Here is a 19667-nt window from a genome sequence, read left to right on the forward strand (position 1 = left end):
GCATACAGGAAGGACTTCATCATGAGCTTGTTGGCATCCCCCCTCGAATCCGTTGAAAGCGCGGTCATCTGGCTGCTGGTCGGCTTCTCCGTCGCCACCTGGGCACTGGCCCTGGTCAAGGTCGTGCAGTTCGTGCGCCTGAAGAACCAGGACAAACGCTTCCACCAGCAGTTCTGGGCCGCGTCCAGCCTCGACTCCGCCGCCGAGCCCGCCCACGATCTGCCCGGCCCGGCTGCCCGTGTCGCCCAGGCGGGCTTTGCGGCGATCGCGGTTGGCGAGCCAGGCCAGGCCAGTGATCTCAGCCAGGCCATCAACCACCAGGATCGCCTGGAGCGCGCCCTGCGCCAGCAGATCGTCCGCGAGCGCCGTTCGCTGGAGACCGGCCTGGCAGTGGTGGCCAGTATCGGCAGCACCTCGCCGTTCATCGGCCTGTTCGGCACCGTGTGGGGCATCATGGAGGCGCTCAAGGGCATCAGCGCGGCGGGCTCGGCGAGCCTGGAAACCGTGGCCGGCCCGATCGGCGCGGCGCTGGTCGCCACCGGCGTGGGTATCGCCGTCGCGGTGCCGGCGGTGCTGGTCTACAACTACTTCCTCCGTCGCCTGAAGCTGACTGCGGCGGACCTCGACGACTTCGCCCACGATTTCTACAGCCTGGCGCAGAAGAGTGCCTTCCGCGTGCTGGTGCACCCGGCGGTGCAGCGCCAGCACACCGGCTTCACCCAGCCTGTGAAGGAGGCCTCCTGACATGGCCTTCTCGACCCAGGACAGCGATGAAGTGTTGAGTGAAATCAACGTCACGCCATTGGTGGACGTCATGCTGGTGCTGTTGGTGGTGTTCATCGTCACCGCGCCATTGCTGACCAATGCCATCCCGATCAACCTGCCCAAGACCGAGGCCGTCGCCCCGGTGGAGCAGAAGGACCCGCTGGTGGTGAGCATCGACGGCAGCGGCAAGCTGTTCATCAACAAGGACGAGATCCAGCCCGACTTGCTGGAGACCAACCTCAAGGCTGCCAGGGACAAGGACGCTGAGCTGCGTGTGCAGCTGCAGGCCGACGATGGTGTGAACTACGGCGAGGTCGCCCGGGCGATGGCGGCGATCGAACGTGCCGGGATCAGCAAGCTGGCGGTGATCACTGCCCGCTGACCGGCGATACCCTCTTCAGGCAAGTGCTTAGGGGCCATTTTCCTTGGCAGGGGATGGCCCTTTTTTTATGCCCGCTGAAAGCCATGCATACCCCTGTAGGAGCGGCCTTGTGCCGCGAAAGGGCCGCAAAGCGGCCCCAATGTATTGGCGACATGCACAGATCGCGGGGCCGCTACGCAGCCCTTTCGCGGCACAAGGCCGCTCCTACAGGGAGAGGCGCAGGGCTCGAACACTGTGGCTTTGAATTTATAGTTATTAATAAATAGCTTCTTATTCCTTTACGAATATAACCCCCTCCCTATACTTGCACCCAAGCACGCAAACTTCCGGAGGCGTCCCCATGCGCAATGAGTCGATTCGTTACCTGATTGTGCCGGGCTGGCAAGGATCGCCAGACAACCATTGGCAGAGCCACTGGCAGCGCAGCCTGCCCAACAGCGCCCGGGTCGAGCAGCATGACTGGCTGACCCCGCAGCGGCGTGACTGGGTCCAGGCGCTGGAGCAGGCGATTGCCGCCGAACGCTCGCCGGTGATCCTTATCGCCCACAGCCTGGGCTGCATCACCGTCGCCCATTGGGCCGCCCAGGCCAGCCCCGAGCTGCTGCGCCGGGTGCGCGGTGCGCTGCTGGTGGCGCCGGCGGATGTCGAGCGACCGACCTGTGCGCCGGCCTTGCGCAATTTCGCGCCGATTCCACTGCAGGCCTTGCCGTTTCCCAGCCAGGTGGTCAGTTCCGACAACGACCCGGCGGTGAGCGTGCCGCGTGCGCTGTACCTGGCCCAGGCCTGGGGCGCCGAGGCCGGGCTGCTGGCCGACGCTGGGCATATCAACGTCAAGTCGGGCCATGAGCGTTGGGAACAGGGTTTTGCCTACCTCTACCGCTTGCAGGCCCGTATCGATCAGCGCGCGCTGCGCCGCGCCTGATCCGCCGGTTTTCATCGAACGAGTCGAATCCCCGGCCGCCTGCGACCGGGGCGGGAGCATTCCATGACATTCCACACTGCTTTCGGCCAGCCGCTGCTGACCTTCCCCGAACTGGACAAGAGCCCGTTGAGCATCCGCGCCAAGGCGCTGGTGTTCGTCGATCCGCGCTCCCAGTCGCTGCGCCAGGCCTTGGAGCGATTGGCGCCACAACCGCTGCCGGTGCTGATCCGTGGCGAAACCGGCACTGGCAAGGAACTGCTGGCCCGGCAGATCCACCGCGCCAGTGACCGCGGCGGGCTGTTCGTGTCGGTCAACTGCGCGGCCATCAGCCCGACCTACGCCGATGCCGAATTGTTCGGCTACAGCGCCGGCACCCAGGGCGGCACTGCCAGCAGTCGAGCCGGCTGGTTCGGCTCGGCCAACGGCGGCACGCTGTACCTGGACGAGATCGCCGACCTGCCCCTGGCGATCCAGGGCAAGCTGCTGGCGGCCCTGGAGAACCGCGAGGTAACCCGGGTCGGCGCCGCCCAGCCACAGGCGGTCGATGTGCGGCTGGTGGCCGCTTCCAGCATCGACCTGGCCCAGGCCGTGCGCGCCGGGCGCTTCAACGAGCGGCTCTACCATTACCTGCACGAGGGTGAGCTCGAGCTGCCGGCACTGCGTGATCGGGTCGGCGATATCCTGCCGCTGGCCGAGTACTTCGTCGGCATCTACAGCGTGCGCCTGGATCGGCCGCTGCCCCTGATCAGCGAGGCAGCCCAGCAGGCGCTGGAGGCCCATGCCTGGCCGGGCAATACCCGTGAGCTGGAGAACGTCATCCATTTTGCCCTGCTGGTCAGTGATGGTGAGGAGATCCTTCCCGCGCATCTCGACCTTCCGGATACGAGCCCTCTGACCAACCTGGCGCGACAGCTGGAACAGTTACGTCGTGGTGGTGAAGCGCAAACCCTTGTTGAACTGCGGCGGCTGTTGGGCGAAGCCCTGGCGCGACTGGACAAAAGCGCGTCCTAGACGACCGTCTTGCAGTGCTCTTGAGATCGAGCGTCGCCCGCGCGGCGCTCGATCTAATAGGCGCTGCAAATCTCCAATTCATAATTGGAATAAGCAGCTAATCAAAAGATATTGTTACGGAATAAAAAATCTCGGTATTGTCCGTTCACGCCCACCCGAACGGATGGGCACCTGACTCGCCATCTGCGATGGCCCAGCTCCAGAACAAGGATCACCATGAAAAAGACCCTGCTGACCACCGCCCTGGCCGCCGCCCTGTCGTTCGCTGGCCTGGCCAATGCCGCCGAGAAACTGGTGGTCGCCGCCACGCCCGTGCCGCATGCCGAAATCCTCGAACTGATCAAGCCGACCCTGGCCAAGGAAGGCGTGGACCTGCAGATCAAGGTCTTCACCGACTACGTCCAGCCTAACGTGCAGGTCGACCAGAAGCGCCTGGATGCCAACTACTTCCAGACCCTGCCGTACCTGAAGAACTTCAACGAAGGCAAGGGCACCCACCTGGAAACCGTGGTCGGCGTGCACGTCGAGCCGTTCGGTGGCTACTCGAAGAAGGTCAAGAGCCTGGCCGAGCTGAAGGACGGCGCCACCGTCGCCATCCCCAACGAAGGCAGCAACAGCGGCCGCGCCCTGCTTCTGCTGCAGAAGGCTGGCCTGATCACCCTGAAGGATCCGAAGAACGCCCTGGCCACGCCGAAAGACATCGCCGAGAACCCGAAGAAGCTCAAGTTCCGCGAGCTGGAATCGGCCATGCTGCCGCGTGTGCTGGACCAGGTCGACCTGGATATGATCAACACCAACTACGCTCTTGAAGCCGGCCTGAACCCGGCCAAGGATGCCCTGGTGATCGAAGGCAGCGACTCGCCTTACGTTAACTTCCTGGTCGCCCGCCCGGACAACAAGGACAGCGAGGCCATCCAGAAGTTGGCCAAGGCGCTGACCAGCCCGGAGGTGAAGGCGTTCATCGAGAAGAAATACAGCGGTGCGGTACTGCCGGCGTTCTGATACGCGGCAAGACTTGCCTCTGAACGAAAAAACCGACGCTGACTGCGTCGGTTTTTTATTGGCAGGGCCACTCTCATGGAACAAACCGTAACTCATTGATTTAGCTAGCCCCTGTGGGAGCGGCCTTGTGTCGCGAAAGGGCCGCATAGCGGCCCCGGCAATATCAGCTTGGTGCGCAGATCTGGGGGCGCTTCGCACCCCTTTCGCGACACAAGGCCGCTCCCACAGGGGGACAGTTCCCTGCGCGACAGCGCAGCCCCCAAAGGGCTGGGCGATCTTCTACAGGGAAAAGTATTCATCCCGATCGCTCTGTATGACAGCGGTTCCCACAGAGGGCTCAGCGCTGACTGGCCAGCGCCCGGCGCAGGGCCAGGAGCCACAGCAGTTGTTCATTCGAGGCAGGCAAGCAGGGGCTGTTCATCGTTGTCTTCCTTGTTGAATGTGATGGGCCGTGCAAGTCACAGTTTGAAACCCCTTGGAGGGGGATTTATTCGGAAAGATCCGTATGTCATGAAGGAAATTTCCGAAGGTCACGAAGCGGTGATATAGATATGCAATAAAGATATTTATAAAAATATTTTTATACCTTTAGAGTCTAGGAATCGTGCTTACCGGCACAGCGCCACTATTGGTGAAACGACGCCGAGCCACCCTCGTGCCGATCCTGGACCTGCCCCATGCCGTACCTTCGTGACCTCGTGTCGAGGCCCCTTCCATGAGCTTCGACACCGCTTTCATGCTTAGCACACTGCCGGCCTTCTTCAAGGCCGTTGGTGTCACCCTGCAAGTCGGGGCGATCGCCATCGTCACCTCGTTGCTGGTGGCCCTGCTCAACGCGACGATCCTGGTGCTGCGCACACCGTACCTGTGGCGCCTGGTCAAGGGCTACGTGGAACTGGCCCGCAACACACCGCTGCTGATCCAGCTGTTCTTCGTCTATTTCGCCTTGCCCGGCCTGGGCGTGAAAGTGTCGGGCTTTGCCGCCGCGATCATCACCATGACCTTCATGGGCGGTGCCTATCTCACCGAGGTGCTGCGCGCCGGGGTCGAGGCCGTGCCGCGGGCGCAGCTGGAGTCCGGGCGCTCCATAGGGCTCTCCGAGGGCCAGTTGCTGCGCCATGTGATCCTGCCCCAGGCCGGCATCCTCAGCCTGCCGGCGCTGTTCGCCAACTTCATCTTCCTGCTCAAGGAGACCACCGTGGTGTCGGCGGTGGCGGTGCCGGAGATCCTCTACACCACCAAGAACTACATCGCCCTGTACTACAAGACCTACGAAATGCTCGCCGTGCTGACCCTGCTCTGCGTGCTGATCTTCCTGCCGCTGTCGCTGCTGCTGCGCTACCTGGAACGGAGGCTGCAACATGGCCAGTTCGGGAATTGAGCTGTTGCTGGTTTCGCTGCCGCAACTGGCCACGGGCGCCTGGCAGACCCTGGCGATCTCGGCCCTGGGCATCCTGTTCGCCACCTTGGGCGGCGTGCTCTACGGCGTGCTGGCGACCCTCGGCAACCGTTGGCTGAACATCCTGCTGCAGGTGTACCTGGAACTGTTCCGGGCAATCCCGGTGCTGGTCTGGCTGTACCTGGTGTTCTTCGGCTTGCCGATCTTCTTCGGCCTGAGCATTCCCAGCTTCTGGTGCGCGGTGCTGGTGCTGGGCCTGTGGGGTGCCAGCGAGGTCGGCGAGGTGGTGCGCGGCGCCTTGCAGTCGCTGCCACGCGGGCAGCGTGAGGCGGGGTTGTCGATCGGCCTTGGCGGCTGGCAGCTGTATGGCTACGTGCTGCTGCCCCAGGCGCTCAAGCGCATGACCCCGCCGACCATCAACATCTACACGCGGATCATCAAGACCAGCTCGCTGGCGGTGCTGATCGGCGTGGTCGAAGTGATCAAGGCGGGGCAGCAGATCATCGAGCGCACCTACGAATCGGTGCTGATCTACGGCGCACTGTTGTTGTTCTTCTTTCTTGTCTGCTATCCGCTGTCGGCCGCTTCCCGCGTGCTGGAGCGTCGCTGGGCCCACGCATGAATCCATTGATCGAATTCCAAGGCTTCAACAAGTTCTTCGGCCAGCACCAGGTGCTCGCGGACGTCGACCTCAAGGTCCAGGCCGGCGAGGTGGTGGTGATTCTCGGCCCCAGCGGCTGCGGCAAGAGCACCCTGCTGCGCTGCCTCAACGGCCTGGAGGAGGCCCAGGGCGGCAGCCTGCGCCTCGACGGCCAGGAGCTGCTCGGCCCCGACACCGACTGGCGCCAGGTGCGCCAGCGGGTCGGCATGGTGTTCCAGAGCTACCACCTGTTCGGCCACATGAGCGTGATCGACAACCTGCTGCTGGGCCCGCTGAAGGTGCAGAAGCGCGAACGCCGCGAGGCCCAGGCCCAGGCCGAGGCGCTGTTGGCCCGGGTAGGCCTGCTGGACAAGCGCGACGCCTTTCCCCGCCAGCTTTCCGGTGGCCAGCAGCAACGCATCGCCATCGTCCGCTCGCTGTGCATGAACCCCCAGGTGATGCTGTTCGACGAGGTCACCGCCGCCCTCGACCCGGAAATGGTCAAGGAAGTGCTGCAGGTGATCCAGGGCCTGGCCCGCGAAGGCATGACCCTGCTCATCGTCACCCACGAAATGGCCTTCGCCCGCGCGGTGGCCGACCGCATCGTGTTCATGGAGGCCGGCAGGATCCTTGAACAGAACCACCCTGAGCGCTTCTTCACCCAACCGCAGACCGCACGCGCGCAGCAGTTCCTGGAGAAATTCTCGTTCGTCGAAAGCCTGCCCAAGACACTGCACAAGGAACTGTCATGAAGACTGCCCCGTTCGCCAAACTGCTCGCTCCACTGCTTGGCCTGGCCCTGCTGGCCGGCTGCAACAAGTCCGAAGACCCGGCCAAGCCCGCCGCCGCCTCGCCGGCCACCAGCTACCTGGAAACCATCAAGGCCCGCGACAAGCTGATCGTCGGCGTGTTCACCGACAAGCCACCGTTCGGCTTCGTCGACGAAAGCGGCCGCTACGTGGGCTTTGACACCGACATCGGCCGCCGCTTCGCCAAGGACCTGCTGGGCGATGAAAGCAAGGTCGAGTTCGTCGCCGTCGAGCCTGCCAGCCGCATTCCGTTCCTGCAGAGCGACAAGGTCGACCTGATCCTCGCCAACATGACCGTCACCCCCGAGCGCAAGGACGCGGTGGACTTCACCAACCCCAACCTGCGCGTGGCGGTGCAGGCAATCGTCGCCGACGGCAGCCCGGTGCAGAAGCTCGACGACCTGGCCGACAAGACCATCATCGTCACCACCGGCACCACCGCCGATATCTGGCTGACCAAGAATCACCCGGACTGGAAGCTGCTCAAGTTCGAGAAGAACACCGAGTCGCTGGCCGCCCTGGCCAATGGTCGTGGCGATGCCTATGCCCAGGACAACCTGATCCTGTTCAGCTGGGCCAAGCAGAACCCGGGCTACCGTGTGCTGCCGCAGCTGCTGGGCGACGAGGCGCCGATTGCTCCGGCAGTGAAGAAGGGCAACACCGAGCTGCGTGACTGGGTGAACAGCGAGCTGGCCAAGCTGGGCGAGGAGAAATTCCTGCTCAAGCTGTACGACCAGTACGTGCGCAAGGAACTGAGCGACGACACCAAGCCTGAGAGCGTCATCGTCGAAGGCGGCAAGTGGCAGGGTTGAGCCTCGTCTGCTGATCGCGGGACAAGCCCGCTCCCACAACTGGCAAGGTTAAGCGTGGGAGCGGGCTTTCCCCCACAGATGGCAAAGGTCATGCGTGGGAGCGGGCTTGCCCCGCGATGGGGTGAATCAATTACCCGGCACTAGCCGCAACGTACTCTGCGCCGGAATCACCCCCATCCGCGCCTTGTGATAGCGCCCCTCGATATAGTCCTCGGCCTGATCGCCGTAATGCCGGTCGAACGGCACGCCACTCTGCCCGACCGGGTTGATGGTCAACGCGGCGCCTGCGTCGGCAAAGTCGATCACCCGACGGGTGGAAGGCCCATAGGTGACCGGCCAGGGCGCCGGGCCGATCTTCGCCGACAGGTTGTTCGGCACCTCGTGGGTGCCGGGGGCGGCGAACGGGCCGACATTGAACAGCAGGTTGAGCGGCTTCTTCACCCCCAGCGGATGGTTGTGGGTGAGGGTGTGGGCCTTGCCCCATTGCCAGCCGGCCGGATCCTTGCCGAATGTCTCGCGCAGGTGCTTGAGGCTGCGTTGCCAGGCCTGGCGCACGATGGCGCCACGGTCGGTGCGTTCGCTGGCGCCGCGCTGGTTCCACCAGGGCGATGCCGGGTCCGCGGCAAGGCGCGGCAGGGCGGCGTCGATGGCGCGGGTGCTGAGCAGTACCGGGAACCAGGTGTCGCCCAGTTCGTCGTGCAGGGCGGCGAACGCCAGTTCATAGAGGAACTGGTTGAACAGCGTGGCACTGGTAGAGTCCAGCGGATAATCGCCGCGCCAGGCAGCCAGCTGCTCGACCAGCTCTTTCTCCTCGTCCCCCTGGGCGATATTGCGCAAGGTGCCGAGCAGCGGCGCCAGGGTGCGCGGGCCATAGTCGGTGCTGGTGTCCAGTTGCAGGGCCTGGCTGTTCTGGGTGTCCCACTTGATGTCCGGGTCGCTCAGCTGGCGATCGAGCTGACGACCGCGATCGGCCAGATTGTAGTAGCCGGGCACGGGGATTGCGCCGGGCGGCTGGTAGTTGGCCGAGACGATGTAGCCGCTGGCCGGATTCTCCTGCTGCGGGTTGGCGCTGAACGGGTAGAAGCCCGGCTTGGCGGCCTGGCCGCTGGCGCCATCGAGAATGAACGCCGGGTTGACGCCGTCCGGGCGGATCGGCAGGCGCGCCGCTGCCCACCAGCCAATGTCACCCCGGGCGTTGGCCCATACCAGGTTCAATCCAGGCGCCTGGACCTTGGCCGCCGCCTCGCGCATCTTGCCCAGGGTGTCGGCGCGGTTGATCTGGTAGAAGCCTTCGAGGATCGGGTTGTCGGTTTCCAGGAACGCCCACCACATGGCGATGGGCGTCGGGCCTGCGGTATCGCCGAGCACGCTGTTGACGATCGGGCCGTGGGGTGAACGACGCAGGGTGATACTGGCGGGCTCAGCGCCCTTGACCGCGATCTTCTGCTCGGTCTTTTCCAGTGGCTGCCAGCGGCCATCGACCATCACCTGCTCGGGGTCCTGCGGATGGGGCCGCTCCGCAACCAGGTCGACGTCGTCGTTCTGGAACATGGTCAGGCTCCAGCCGAAGTCGCGATTGTGGCCGAGCAGGGCGAACGGGTTGAGTGCCTGGAAGTAGCCATACAGGTTGAACCCCGGCGCCGACAGCTCCGCCTCGTACCAGATTGCCGGCACGGCAAAGCTGATATGCGGGTCGCCCGCCAGCAGCGGCCGGCCACTGCGGGTGCGACTGCCGGCCACGGCCCAGGCGTTGCTGCCTTCGAACTGCGGGATGCCGGCGTCGCCCAGGGCGTCGTGACTCAGCCGCGCCAGCTGCTCGAGGCTGCGCCAGTCGGCGGCGGCCAGGGGCGTGGCCACGGCGCCGTCGGGCTGCCAGTCGAGGTCGAAGATCTTCAGGTATTCGGGGCCGAGCTGGTCGCGGATGTAGGTCAGCGCAGGGTCGGTACGGAATGCCGCGGCGAAGCTGTAGGCGAGGTAGCCGGCGATGCTCAGGGTGTCCTCGGCGGTGAAGGGGCGTGGCGGGATGCCGAGCAGGTCGAACTCCATCGGTTTGGGGTGGCCGGCCTGCCACTGGTTGATGCCGTCCAGGTACGCCTGCAGCGCCTGCCAGGCCGGCGACTGGCGGTCCTGGCGCTGCGCCATCAGGGCCGCCTGGTCGCGGATGCGCAGGCTGCGGAACAGGGTGTCGGTGGGCAGGAGCTTGTCGCCCAGCACTTCGGCCAGTTCTCCGCGGGCCAGGCGGCGCATGATCTCCATCTGGAACAGGCGGTCCTGGGCATGCACGTAGCCCAGGGCGCGGTACAGGTCCTGCTCGTTCTGCGCTTGGAGGTGGGGTACGCCACGGGCATCGAAGCGCACGCTGACCGGCGCCTGCAATCCGCCGATGGCCACCTCGCCGTCACGTTGCGGTTGCTTGTCCCGCACGTACCAGTAACCGGTGCCTGCGGCGGCCACGGCGATCACCACCGCCAGCAAGGTCAGGCTGCGCTTCATCGAGACTCCTTGTGCACTCGAACGAGAAAATGTGGTCCGATCATCGGCGGATTCGCGAACTGAGCATAGTCCCCTGGAAGGAGTTTCCATGTCCCTCAGCGAAAAACAGAAAATGCTGGCAGGCCAGCTCTACCATGCCGGCTGCCCCGAGCTGCAAGCCGAACAGGCGGCCAATCGGCAGTGGATGCACCGCTACAACGCCAGCGTCGAGCAACCTAATGAGGCGCGCCATGATTTGTTGAAGGCGCATTTCGCCAGCGTGGGCGAAGGGGTGGTGATCCGACCGCCGTTCCACTGCGACTACGGCTACAACATCAGCGTGGGCGCCAACACTTTCATGAATTTCAACTGCGTGATCCTCGACGTGCTGCCAGTGCGCATCGGTGCCGATTGCCAGATTGCTCCGTCGGTGCAGATCTATACCGCCGACCATCCGTTGGATCATGAGTTGCGCCGTAGCGGTCTGGAAAGCGGGCGTCCCGTGACCATCGGCGACAATGTATGGATCGGTGGCGGGGCGATTATCCTGCCGGGGGTGACTATCGGCGACAATGCGGTGGTGGGCGCCGGCAGTGTGGTAACCCGCGATGTGCCGGCGGGGGCGGTGGTGGTGGGCAATCCGGCGCGGGTGCGTCAGCCGGCCCAGGGGCAATAGCAGCCGACGGCCAGGGTATTGGATGCCTGCACCCGGCGGCCTTCATTTAGCGCCGTGAGGATCGGCTCGATGAAACTGTTACTGGAGTTGCACACCGCGCCTTCGCTGTAGGGGCCGAAGTAGGCGAGGTTACCGTCGCGGTCCCAGATCGCCACGGCGGGGGTGGCTGGCAGCTGCTCGCTGCCGGGCAGGCTGGCCAGGGGCTTGAGCGCGGCGAGGTTGGCCGGCAACTGGCCGTGGCTGCCGGGGCGCTGCAGAACATGGAAGCTGACGCCCTGCGGCGCGAAGTGCTCGACCAGTTCGCCCAGGTGCTGCTGGTTGCCGACGTTGCAGGGGCAGGCCGGGTCCCAGAAGTGCACCACGCGGATCGGGCCTGGACCTGCCAGTTCGGGGGGCAGGCTCAGCTGGCTGCCGTCGAAGAAGGTGGTCTGGTTGTCGAAGGTGCGCAGGTAGCGGGACTGGAAGCTGTCGTAGGCCCACCAGAGGGCGGTGGCGCAGAGCAGCAGTACAAGGAGTGTGAGAAGTCGCTTCGCCATGGGGGCCTTGGCGCGATTTGCGTGGGAGCGGGCTTGCCCCGCGATGGCGCCTGTGAGTCTGGCGCTGCCATCGCGGGGCAAGCCCGCTCCCACGAGGTCGCATTGTTCGTCGGAGGGAGGGGCCAAGCTTGCCATGACGCGGCCCAGAGCTGAATATCGCAGATCAATACTTGCTTCACTGTGGATCTACTGATGCCCGCCAGCTTCAATCCCGACCCGCTGCGTACCAGCCTGTCGCCCCTCGTCGATCGCCAGCCGTTGTCCGCCCAGGGCCAGGCCTACCAGCGCTTCTACGGCCTGGATCTGCCCGCGCGCAGTTGGCTGGGCGGCTTCCAGGTGGCGGGCTTCGATCTGGTCGGCCAGCTCTGGCTGCCGGAGCAACCGGTGGCGACATTGTTCCTGCTGCACGGCTATTACGATCACATGGGCCTGTACCGGCATGTGATCGCGTGGGCATTGGGCCAGGGCTACGCGGTGATCGGTTGCGACCTGCCCGGCCATGGCCTGTCCAGCGGCGAGCGTGCCAGCATCGATGATTTCGGCATCTACCAGCAGGTGCTCGATGCGCTGTTTGAGCAGGCCCGTCTGCTGGAACTGCCGCGACCCTGGCATCTGTGTGGACAGAGCACCGGCGGGGCGATCGCGGTTGATCACCTGTTGCATCAGGGCGAACGCAGCCCGGTCGACGGCCAGGTGATCCTGCTGGCGCCCCTGGTGCGCCCGCGTGCCTGGCACTGGTCGAAACTGAGCTATCGGGTGCTGCGCCACTTCGTCAACGGCATCGAGCGGCGCTTCAGCGAGAACACCAACGACCCGGCCTTCCTGCCCTTCCTCGAGGCCGATCCGCTGCAGCCACGGCGCCTGCCGACCGCCTGGGTCGGGGCGCTGATGAAGTGGGTCCGGCGTATCGAAGCTGCGCCGCGCAGCACACGCCAGCCCCTGATCGTGCAGGGCGAGGCGGACGGCACGGTGGACTGGCCCTACAACCTCAAGGTGCTCAAGGCCAAGTTCGCCGAGCCGCAGATCCTCATGCTGCCCGAGGCGCGGCATCACCTGGCCAACGAGCTGCCCGGCATTCGCCAGCGCTACTTCGACTTCATCGGCCAGCGCCTGGGCTGATCACTTCAGCTCGGCGGCGTTCTGGCCCACGGCCAGGGCCGCGCGTACCGCCGCTACCGCCGCCTTGTAGTAGGCCTGGCCGTCGGTGGATTCGGCGAAGGTGGCAAATTGCTCCAGCTCGGCGTCCGACAGGTCGCGATAGACGTACAGCAGGGTGTTGTTCAGGTCTTCGCCGACCTGGTTCATCAGGCGTTGGCGCTGGCCATCGAGCAGATTCTGCGCCTGGCCGCCGCCGAACAGGCCGGGCAGCATCGAACTCAGGCTGTCGGCCGCCACCCCGGCGATTGCCAGGCTGACCTCGGCGCCGGCTTCGCGGGCCGGCAGGGCCTGGGCCAGGTGGCCGACGATCAGCAGGCGGTTGTCGCTGGCCTGGACCTTCGGCAGGCCCTTGGCGTTTTTCGCCAGCTGATCCTTGCGCGTGGCCAGCAGTTCGGCGGCCACCACCTTGCGCCCCAGTGGCGACTGGAAAAACGCCAGGGCCGGCGAGGGATTCGCCAGGTTGGCGCGCAGCTGCGCCTGGGCCCGGCGATCCATGGCCTGGGCCTGGAAGCGCTGGTTGCTGTTGTTGACCAGCGCCTGGTAGACGGCAGGCGGCAGGCTGTTGCGGTAGCGCTGCTGGGCGGCGCTCACGGCATCGTTGAAATGGGCGCGCTGGTCGGGCCAGCCGGCGGCCTTGTACAGCTGATCGAGACTGTCTGCCCAGACAGGCATGGTGCAGATCATCAGCAGAAGCAGGGAAAACAGACGGCGCATTCAGGACTCCTGTCGGCAGGCCGCTATTGTCCTAGGCGTGGCGGGGCTTTGTCGAGTCGCCAGCGGCGCTTCCTGACCAAGTGGCGCTGTGCGAGCGATTGCCGAATGGCTATGATGCGCCATGCACACTCCTTTCGAACATCCGCTGCTGTCGACGATCGTCGACGACCTGGCCACCCGTGGCTGGTCGCAGCAACCTCTCTTCCTGCCCGACGAGCTGTCGCGCGCGCTGGCGGCCGAATGCCGTCGCCGTCACGCCGAAGGCGAGCTCAACCCTGCCAGCATTGGTCGCGGTGCCGCGCAGGAGATCCGCGAGGCGATCCGTGGCGACCAGATCCAGTGGCTCGATCCCGGCGAGTCGGCGGTCTGCGACCGCTACCTGGGCGCGATGGACAGCCTGCGCCAGGCCATCAACCAGGGCTTGTTCCTGGGGCTGGAGGACTTCGAGTGCCATTTTGCCCTGTATCCGCCGGGGGCTTTCTACAAGCGTCATCTCGACCGCTTCCGTGACGACGACCGGCGCATGGTGTCGGCCGTGCTCTACCTCAATGACGGCTGGCAACCGGAGGATGGCGGGCAGCTGCGGATGTTCCTGCAGGACGGTGTCGAACACGACGTGCAGCCGGTGGCGGGCAGCCTGGTGGTGTTCCTGTCGGGTGAAGTCCCGCATGAAGTGCTCCCGGCAGGGCGTGAGCGCCTGTCGTTGACCGGCTGGTTCCGGCGCCGTGGCAATGACCCGTTCTGAGCGGCCGAAGGTGCTGGTCAGCGCCTGCCTGCTGGGCCAGCCGGTGCGTTATGACGGGCGTGCCAGCGGCCATCCCGACATCTTGCAGCGCTGGCAGGCCGAAGGCCGGGTGGTGCCGCTGTGCCCGGAGGTGGCCGGTGGCTTGCCGACGCCGCGACCGCCTGCGGAGATTCCGGGCGGGCAGGGCGGCCAGGTACTGGATGGGCAGGCACAGGTGCTGACGGTGACCGGCGACGATGTCAGCGAGGCGTTTCTGGCCGGGGCCCGACTGGCGCTGGAGCTGGTGCGCCGGCATGGCATCCGTGTGGCGGTGCTCAAGTCCGGCAGCCCGTCGTGTGGCAACCTGCAGACCTATGACGGCAGCTTCAGCGGTGTAAAGGTGGCGGGGGAAGGGGTGACCACGGCCTTGCTGCGTAGAGAAGGGGTGCAGGTGTTCAGCGAGCTGGAGCTGGAAGACGCACAGCGAGCGTTGCTTGAAAACCACCAGTAGTCGTTCGGTTTTGCGGGTGACCCCGTTCTTCAGGCCATGCGCGATCCCTGTAGGAGCGGCCTTGTGTCGCGAAAGGGCTGCGTAGCAGCCCCAGGATTTGAGTGTTGACGCAAAGATAGCCGGGGCCGCTTTGCGGCCCTTTCGCGACACAAGGCCGCTCCTACAGGTCAGTGCGGTCGGCATACAGATCGCATGACTACTGTCCGGCGCTAGTCTCGCGCGCAGCCGTAAGCCATTTGCTTTCCAGCTCAGCCAACCGGCCATCGTCTTTGATCCGCTGCAGGGCATTGGTCACCGCCGTCTCGAAGGCTGGATTGCCCTTCTGGTACGGGATCACCAGTTTCTGGTTGGCCGGGGGACGAATGGCGTCGAGCTTATCGCTCAGTTTGGCGTCTTGCTGGTTGAAGGTCATGTCGAACTTGCCGCTCTCCACCCCAGGAAGCACCTCTTCGGCGGCGATCTCGACGAACTCGGCCCGCACATCCAGCTCCTTGGCCAGGGCCTGGCCCAACTCGATCTCGAAGCCGGTCAGGTGTTCGTTCTCCTTGAACGCATAGGGTGGCGCGTCGCCAAGCACGGCGATGCGCAGTTCGCCACGGTCGTTGATTTCGTCGATCAGTTCGGCCTGGGCCAGTGGGCTGAACAGTACCGCCAGCAGAATGCCAATGGTCAAACGCATGAGTGCCCCTTTCTTGTTCGGCAGATGAAGTGCGTTCGCCGTGGCTTTCTCGTCTGCCCCGGTCGAATGCAGCCTATGACCTCCAGGTCGCGGCAAGGTTTTCTTCTGCCCTGAAATATTTCTGTCCCTGTTTTTGAACCTCTGCCGGTCGCGTTGGACTATGGTGAAGTACCGCCACACCTCGTTTAGGTGATAGCGGTCAATTGAAGTGAATCACAGGAGAAGTGAATGAAAAGCCTATTTTCGCGTGCTGCCGTCGCCGGTCTGCTGATGGGGGCGTCGGTGTTCGCCAGTGCCGCGGATGCCCTGAAGAGTGAGCAGCCACCGGAAGGCGCCAAGGTCTTCATCGTTTCCCCCGCCGACGGGGCCACGGTCGACAAGACCTTCACCGTCAAGTTCGGCATCGAAGGCATGGACCTCAAGCCTGCGGGTGACCAGACCCCGCACTCCGGCCATCACCACCTGCTGGTGGACGTGGACAAGGCCCCCCTGGCCGACCAGCCGCTGCCCACCAGCCTGATGCCGGAGAACAACGCACCGCTGCCGGCAGGTCCCCAGGTGCTGCACTTCGGCAAGGCGCAGACCGAGGCGACCATCACCCTCACGCCGGGCAAGCACACCCTGCAGCTGGTGCTGGGCGACAAGTACCACGTGCCGTTCAAACCGAGCGTCGAGTCGCAGAAGATCACCGTCAACGTGAAATAACCCGCTGCGCCATCGCCGGCAGGCCAGCTTGCCGGCGATGAGGTCATTGCAGGCCGTTTCAGAACTGCGAGCCGACCACTTCCTGCGCCACGCCCAGAAAAGCCGCCGGCAGTCGCGCCTGGCGTCGCTCCTTCAGGCAATACAGGTACTCGTGCATCACCGGCGCATCTTCCAGTACAAGCACCCGTAGCTCCGGGTTATGCGGCACCTCGTGGCGGGCAATGATGCTGATGCCGATGTTGCGCAGCACCGCCTCGCGGATCGACTCGCGGCTGCCGATCTCTAGTTGCGCCCCAGCCTTCACGTTGGCCTCCTGCATCATCTGCTCGGTCAGCTTGCGCGTGGTCGAGCCCTGCTCGCGCATCAGCAGGCAATGCCCGGCCACCACGTCGATGGACACCGCCTGACGCTGGGCCAGCGGATGATTGCGGTGCACCGCCACCACCAGCGGGTCGGTGCCCAGCACCCGGCGCACCAGGCGTGCATCTTCGAGCAGTTGCGAGGACGCGGCGATATCCACCCGGTAATCCTCGAGCATCTCCAGCACCTGCTGCGAGTTGCCGATCTCCATCGCCACCTCCACCTGGGGCAGGCGCTCGCGGAAGATCTTCACCAGGTCGAGGATGTAGTAGGGCGCCGTGGCGGCGATGCGCAGACTGCCCTGGGCCTGGCCGCTGTTGCGCAGCTCGAATTCGATGTCGGCCTCCTGTTGCAGCAGTGCCTTGACCATCGGCAGCAGGCGCACGCCTTCCTCGCTCAGCACCAGGCGCCGGCCACCGCGGTAGAACAGCTCGACGTTGTACTGGCCCTCGAGATTGCGGATCTGCGTGGTCACCGTCGGCTGGCTGAGCCCGAGCTTCTTCGCCGCCAGGGTGATGCTGCCCAGGCGGGCCACCATGTAGAAGGCTTTGAGCTCGGCGCTCAGCATTGTGGATAACCTCTGTTCTGCGCTGCGGGCGCCTATTTGCGCAGCAGGCGCAAGCCGTTGAACACCACCAGCAGGCTTACGCCCATGTCGGCGAACACCGCCATCCACATGGTGGCCATGCCGGCAAAGGTGATCGCCAGGAAGATCGCCTTGATCCCCAGGGCCAGGACGATGTTCTGGGTGAGGATCGCCGCGCTTTGGCGCGACAGCCTGACGAACGCCGGGATTTTGCGCAAGTCGTCATCCATCAGTGCCACGTCGGCGGTCTCGATGGCGGTGTCGGTGCCGGCGGCGGCCATGGCGAAGCCGATTTCGGCACGGGCCAGGGCCGGTGCGTCGTTGATGCCGTCTCCGACCATGCCGACCCGGTGGCCCTCGCCGTACAGGCGCTCGATGCTGGCCAGCTTGTCCGCCGGCAGCAGGTTGCCCTCGGCGCGATCGATCCCCACCTGGGCGGCGATGGCCTGGGCGGTGTGGGGATTGTCGCCGGTCAGCATGACAGTCTTGATGCCCAGCGCGTGCAGTTCGGCGATGGCCTGGCGGCTGCTGTCCTTGACCGTATCGGCCACGGCGAACAGCGCCAGCGGGCCGGAGCGGTCGAGCAACAGCACCACGGTCTTGCCCTGGCGCTCCAGCACATCCAGTTGCGCCTCGAGCTGCGGGGAGCACAGACCGAGCTCTTCCACCAGACGATGGTTGCCCAGGTGGTAGGTCTGGCCCTCGATATCACCGCGCACACCGCGACCGGCCAGGGCAGCGAACTCGCTGACCTCGCTCAAGGCCAGGCCCTGGTCCTTGGCGAACAGGGCGATGGCACCGGACACCGGATGGTCGGAGCGGGCAGCCAGGCTGGCGGCCAGGGCCTGGGCCCGACCTTCGAACAGCGGGTCGAGGACCTTGCTGTCGGTCTGCACCGGCTTGCCGTGGGTGATGGTGCCGGTCTTGTCCAGGGCGATGAAGTCCAGCTTGCGCCCGCCTTCGAGGTACACGCCACCCTTGATCAGGATGCCCTTGCGCGCCGCCGCGGCCAGGCCGCTGACGATGGTCACCGGGGTCGAGATCACCAGCGCGCACGGGCAGGCCACCACCAGCAGCACCAGGGCGCGGTAGATCCAGTCGAACCAGGCGCCGGCCATGAACAGCGGTGGGATCACCGCCACGGCCAGGGCCACGGCGAACACCACCGGGGTGTAGATGCGCGAGAACTGGTCGACGAAGCGCTGGGTCGGCGCACGGGCGCCCTGGGCCTCCTCGACGGCCTTGATGATCCGCGCCAGGGTCGACTGGCCGGCGGCGGCGGTGACACGGTACTCCAACGCGCCGGCCTGGTTGATGGTGCCGGCGAACAGCTTGTCGCCCACGGCCTTCTCGACCGGCAGGCTCTCGCCGGTGATCGGCGCCTGGTCGACGCTGGACTGGCCACTGACCACCTCGCCATCCAGGCCGATACGCTCGCCCGGCCGTACCCGCACCAGGGCACCGATCGGCACCTCGCGCACGTCGAGCTCGCGCCACTGGCCGTCAGCCTGTTGCACGGTGGCCAGGTCCGGCGCCAGTTGCATCAAGCCGCCGATGGCATTGCGCGCACGATCCAGCGAACGCGCCTCGATCAGCTCGGCGATGGTGAACAGCACCATGACCATGGCCGCTTCCGGCCACTGGCCGATCAGCACGGCGCCGGTCACGGCGATGCTCATCAGGGCATTGATGTTGAGGTTGCGGTTCTTCAGGGCGATCCAGCCCTTCTTGTAGGTGCCCAGGCCACAGCCGAGGATCGCCGCCAATGCCAGGGCGGCAACCACCCACTCCGGCGCCTTGCCGGAGAAGTGCACGATTTCTGCGGCGATCGCCGCGATACCCGACAAGGCCAGCGGCCACCAGCGGGTCTTGGCTGCCTGCGGCGCAACGGCGCTGCCGTCGTCCTCGGCGGCCAGCGGCTCGGCCTTCATGCCCAGGCTGTCGATGGCCCGCTCGATCTCGGCGGTGCCGGCCAGCGTGTGGCGCACGCCGAGCACGCGGTTGATCAGGTTGAACTCCAGTTGCTCGATGCCGGCCAGCTTGCCCAGCTTGTCCTGGATCAGCGTCTGTTCGGTAGGGCAGTCCATGGCCTCGATGCGAAAGCGGCTGAGCTGCGCCTGGGCGCTGGCCTTTTCGGTCAGCTGCACCAGGGCCGGGGCAGCCTTGCTGGAGCAGCAGCTGTGGGCGTGGGGCTCGTGGCCATGCGCGTGGTCATGCTTGTGGTCGGGGCTGACAGGCTGGTTCATGGAATCATCCTTAACTGAGCACTGGCCTCTGCAGTTATCCGCAGAGTGGGTTGTTGCCAAGTGAACACCCTGTAGCCACTATAGGGTCAAGCCCTCTGCTGGAGATTTGCCATGAAGATCGGAGAACTGGCCAAGGCCACCGACTGCGCCGTGGAGACCATCCGCTATTACGAACGCGAGCAACTACTGCCCGAGCCCGCCCGCAGCGACGGCAACTATCGGCTCTACACCCAGGCCCATGTCGAACGGCTGACCTTCATCCGCAACTGCCGCACCCTGGACATGACTCTCGATGAAATCCGCAGCCTGTTGGGCCTGCGCGACAGCCCCGACGGCTCATGCGGCAGCGTCAATGCGCTGATCGACGCGCATATCGAGCATGTGCAGGCGAGGATCGACGGGCTGGTGGCGCTGCAGGCGCAGCTGGTGGAATTGAGGCAGCAGTGCAATGCGCAGGGGGCGGAGTGCGCGATTCTGCAGCAGCTGGAAACCAATGGGGCGGTGACGGTGCCGGAGACCGAGCATTCCCATGTGGGGCGCAGTCACGGGCATTGATGC

The 19667-nt window shown here is 65.2% G+C and carries 21 protein-coding genes; 15 read left to right on the forward strand and 6 right to left on the reverse strand.

Annotation, left to right across the window (positions count from 1 at the left end; translation table 11 throughout):
- The first annotated feature begins 21 nt into the window (after positions 1–21).
- The 9 genes from ACZ899_RS20660 to ACZ899_RS20700 all read left to right on the forward strand — a co-directional run bounded on the left by ACZ899_RS20660 (position 22) and on the right by ACZ899_RS20700 (position 7742).
- The gene (locus ACZ899_RS20660; protein WP_028688527.1) at positions 22–744 is read left to right on the forward strand and encodes a MotA/TolQ/ExbB proton channel family protein; all 723 of its coding nucleotides are present in this window, start codon (positions 22–24) and stop codon (positions 742–744) included.
- Position 745: 1 nt separating this feature from the next.
- On the forward strand, positions 746–1147 hold the full coding sequence (locus ACZ899_RS20665) for an ExbD/TolR family protein (RefSeq protein ID WP_110734250.1): 402 nt from the start codon (positions 746–748) through the stop codon (positions 1145–1147).
- Positions 1148–1487: 340 nt separating this feature from the next.
- Positions 1488–2069, forward strand: coding sequence for an alpha/beta hydrolase (locus ACZ899_RS20670; protein WP_234560615.1), 582 nt, complete (start codon positions 1488–1490; stop codon positions 2067–2069).
- A 63-nt stretch (positions 2070–2132) separates the two neighbouring features.
- The gene (locus ACZ899_RS20675; protein ID WP_234560616.1) at positions 2133–3080 is read left to right on the forward strand and encodes a sigma 54-interacting transcriptional regulator; all 948 of its coding nucleotides are present in this window, start codon (positions 2133–2135) and stop codon (positions 3078–3080) included.
- A 216-nt stretch (positions 3081–3296) separates the two neighbouring features.
- Positions 3297–4082 carry a MetQ/NlpA family ABC transporter substrate-binding protein gene (locus ACZ899_RS20680; protein ID WP_234560617.1) on the forward strand — a complete coding sequence of 262 codons (786 nt, stop codon included), beginning with the start codon at positions 3297–3299 and terminating at the stop codon, positions 4080–4082.
- A 715-nt stretch (positions 4083–4797) separates the two neighbouring features.
- Positions 4798–5463 (forward strand): amino acid ABC transporter permease, encoded by a 666-nt coding sequence (locus ACZ899_RS20685; protein WP_232854999.1) that lies wholly within the window; start codon positions 4798–4800, stop codon positions 5461–5463.
- Entirely contained in the window at positions 5444–6103 is a 660-nt protein-coding gene (locus tag ACZ899_RS20690; RefSeq protein ID WP_232855000.1) for an amino acid ABC transporter permease, read from the forward strand. Before ACZ899_RS20685 ends, ACZ899_RS20690 begins: the two co-directional genes overlap by 20 nt.
- A complete protein-coding gene (locus ACZ899_RS20695) occupies positions 6100–6873 on the forward strand; it encodes an amino acid ABC transporter ATP-binding protein (RefSeq protein ID WP_232855001.1) in 774 nt (257 codons plus the stop codon). Before ACZ899_RS20690 ends, ACZ899_RS20695 begins: the two co-directional genes overlap by 4 nt.
- The gene (locus tag ACZ899_RS20700) at positions 6870–7742 is read left to right on the forward strand and encodes a transporter substrate-binding domain-containing protein (RefSeq protein WP_234560618.1); all 873 of its coding nucleotides are present in this window, start codon (positions 6870–6872) and stop codon (positions 7740–7742) included. Before ACZ899_RS20695 ends, ACZ899_RS20700 begins: the two co-directional genes overlap by 4 nt.
- A gap of 126 nt (positions 7743–7868) precedes the next feature.
- Here ACZ899_RS20700 and ACZ899_RS20705 read toward each other — a convergent pair whose 3' ends face one another.
- Positions 7869–10235: a penicillin acylase family protein gene (locus tag ACZ899_RS20705; protein ID WP_234560619.1), complete on the reverse strand. Its 2367-nt coding sequence runs from the start codon at positions 10233–10235 to the stop codon at positions 7869–7871.
- A gap of 88 nt (positions 10236–10323) precedes the next feature.
- Here ACZ899_RS20705 and ACZ899_RS20710 point away from each other — a divergent pair, with 88 nt between their 5' ends.
- The gene (locus tag ACZ899_RS20710) at positions 10324–10890 is read left to right on the forward strand and encodes a sugar O-acetyltransferase (RefSeq protein WP_203649626.1); all 567 of its coding nucleotides are present in this window, start codon (positions 10324–10326) and stop codon (positions 10888–10890) included.
- Here ACZ899_RS20710 and ACZ899_RS20715 read toward each other — a convergent pair.
- Positions 10869–11426: a DUF6436 domain-containing protein gene (locus ACZ899_RS20715; RefSeq protein WP_234560620.1), complete on the reverse strand. Its 558-nt coding sequence runs from the start codon at positions 11424–11426 to the stop codon at positions 10869–10871. The two genes, ACZ899_RS20710 and ACZ899_RS20715, sit on opposite strands and share 22 nt — an antisense overlap.
- A gap of 192 nt (positions 11427–11618) precedes the next feature.
- On the opposite strand from ACZ899_RS20715, the gene bipL reads away from it, so the two are divergent.
- On the forward strand, positions 11619–12545 hold the full coding sequence (gene bipL / locus ACZ899_RS20720) for a phospholipase BipL (protein ID WP_203649631.1): 927 nt from the start codon (positions 11619–11621) through the stop codon (positions 12543–12545).
- Here bipL and ACZ899_RS20725 read toward each other — a convergent pair whose 3' ends face one another.
- Entirely contained in the window at positions 12546–13298 is a 753-nt protein-coding gene (locus ACZ899_RS20725; RefSeq protein ID WP_203649633.1) for a DUF2059 domain-containing protein, read from the reverse strand.
- A gap of 121 nt (positions 13299–13419) precedes the next feature.
- On the opposite strand from ACZ899_RS20725, the gene ACZ899_RS20730 reads away from it, so the two are divergent.
- Both ACZ899_RS20730 and ACZ899_RS20735 read left to right on the forward strand, forming a co-directional pair.
- Complete coding sequence (locus ACZ899_RS20730) at positions 13420–14043, forward strand: 2OG-Fe(II) oxygenase (protein ID WP_203649635.1); 624 nt, start codon at positions 13420–13422, stop codon at positions 14041–14043.
- A complete protein-coding gene (locus ACZ899_RS20735; protein ID WP_234560621.1) occupies positions 14030–14533 on the forward strand; it encodes a 2-thiouracil desulfurase family protein in 504 nt (167 codons plus the stop codon). The genes ACZ899_RS20730 and ACZ899_RS20735 overlap by 14 nt, the downstream gene beginning before the upstream one ends.
- Before the next feature lie 196 nt (positions 14534–14729).
- Here the strand turns inward: ACZ899_RS20735 and ACZ899_RS20740 are convergent, their stop codons facing one another.
- Entirely contained in the window at positions 14730–15212 is a 483-nt protein-coding gene (locus ACZ899_RS20740) for a transporter substrate-binding domain-containing protein (RefSeq protein WP_234560622.1), read from the reverse strand.
- A 228-nt stretch (positions 15213–15440) separates the two neighbouring features.
- Between ACZ899_RS20740 and ACZ899_RS20745 the strand changes: the two genes are divergently transcribed.
- Positions 15441–15917, forward strand: a complete 477-nt coding sequence (locus ACZ899_RS20745; RefSeq protein ID WP_062359824.1) for a DUF4399 domain-containing protein — start codon at positions 15441–15443, stop codon at positions 15915–15917.
- A 58-nt stretch (positions 15918–15975) separates the two neighbouring features.
- On the opposite strand, the gene ACZ899_RS20750 is transcribed toward ACZ899_RS20745, so the two are convergent.
- Together ACZ899_RS20750 and ACZ899_RS20755 are read right to left on the reverse strand one after the other, a co-directional pair.
- Positions 15976–16845 carry a LysR family transcriptional regulator gene (locus ACZ899_RS20750; protein WP_234560623.1) on the reverse strand — a complete coding sequence of 290 codons (870 nt, stop codon included), beginning with the start codon at positions 16843–16845 and terminating at the stop codon, positions 15976–15978.
- A gap of 32 nt (positions 16846–16877) precedes the next feature.
- A complete protein-coding gene (locus tag ACZ899_RS20755) occupies positions 16878–19109 on the reverse strand; it encodes a heavy metal translocating P-type ATPase (RefSeq protein WP_234560624.1) in 2232 nt (743 codons plus the stop codon).
- Positions 19110–19220: 111 nt separating this feature from the next.
- On the opposite strand from ACZ899_RS20755, the gene cadR reads away from it, so the two are divergent.
- On the forward strand, positions 19221–19664 hold the full coding sequence (cadR, locus tag ACZ899_RS20760; RefSeq protein ID WP_203649648.1) for a Cd(II)/Pb(II)-responsive transcriptional regulator: 444 nt from the start codon (positions 19221–19223) through the stop codon (positions 19662–19664).
- Positions 19665–19667 lie beyond the last annotated feature (3 nt).

The organism is Pseudomonas sp. TE31087, assembly GCF_057284075.1.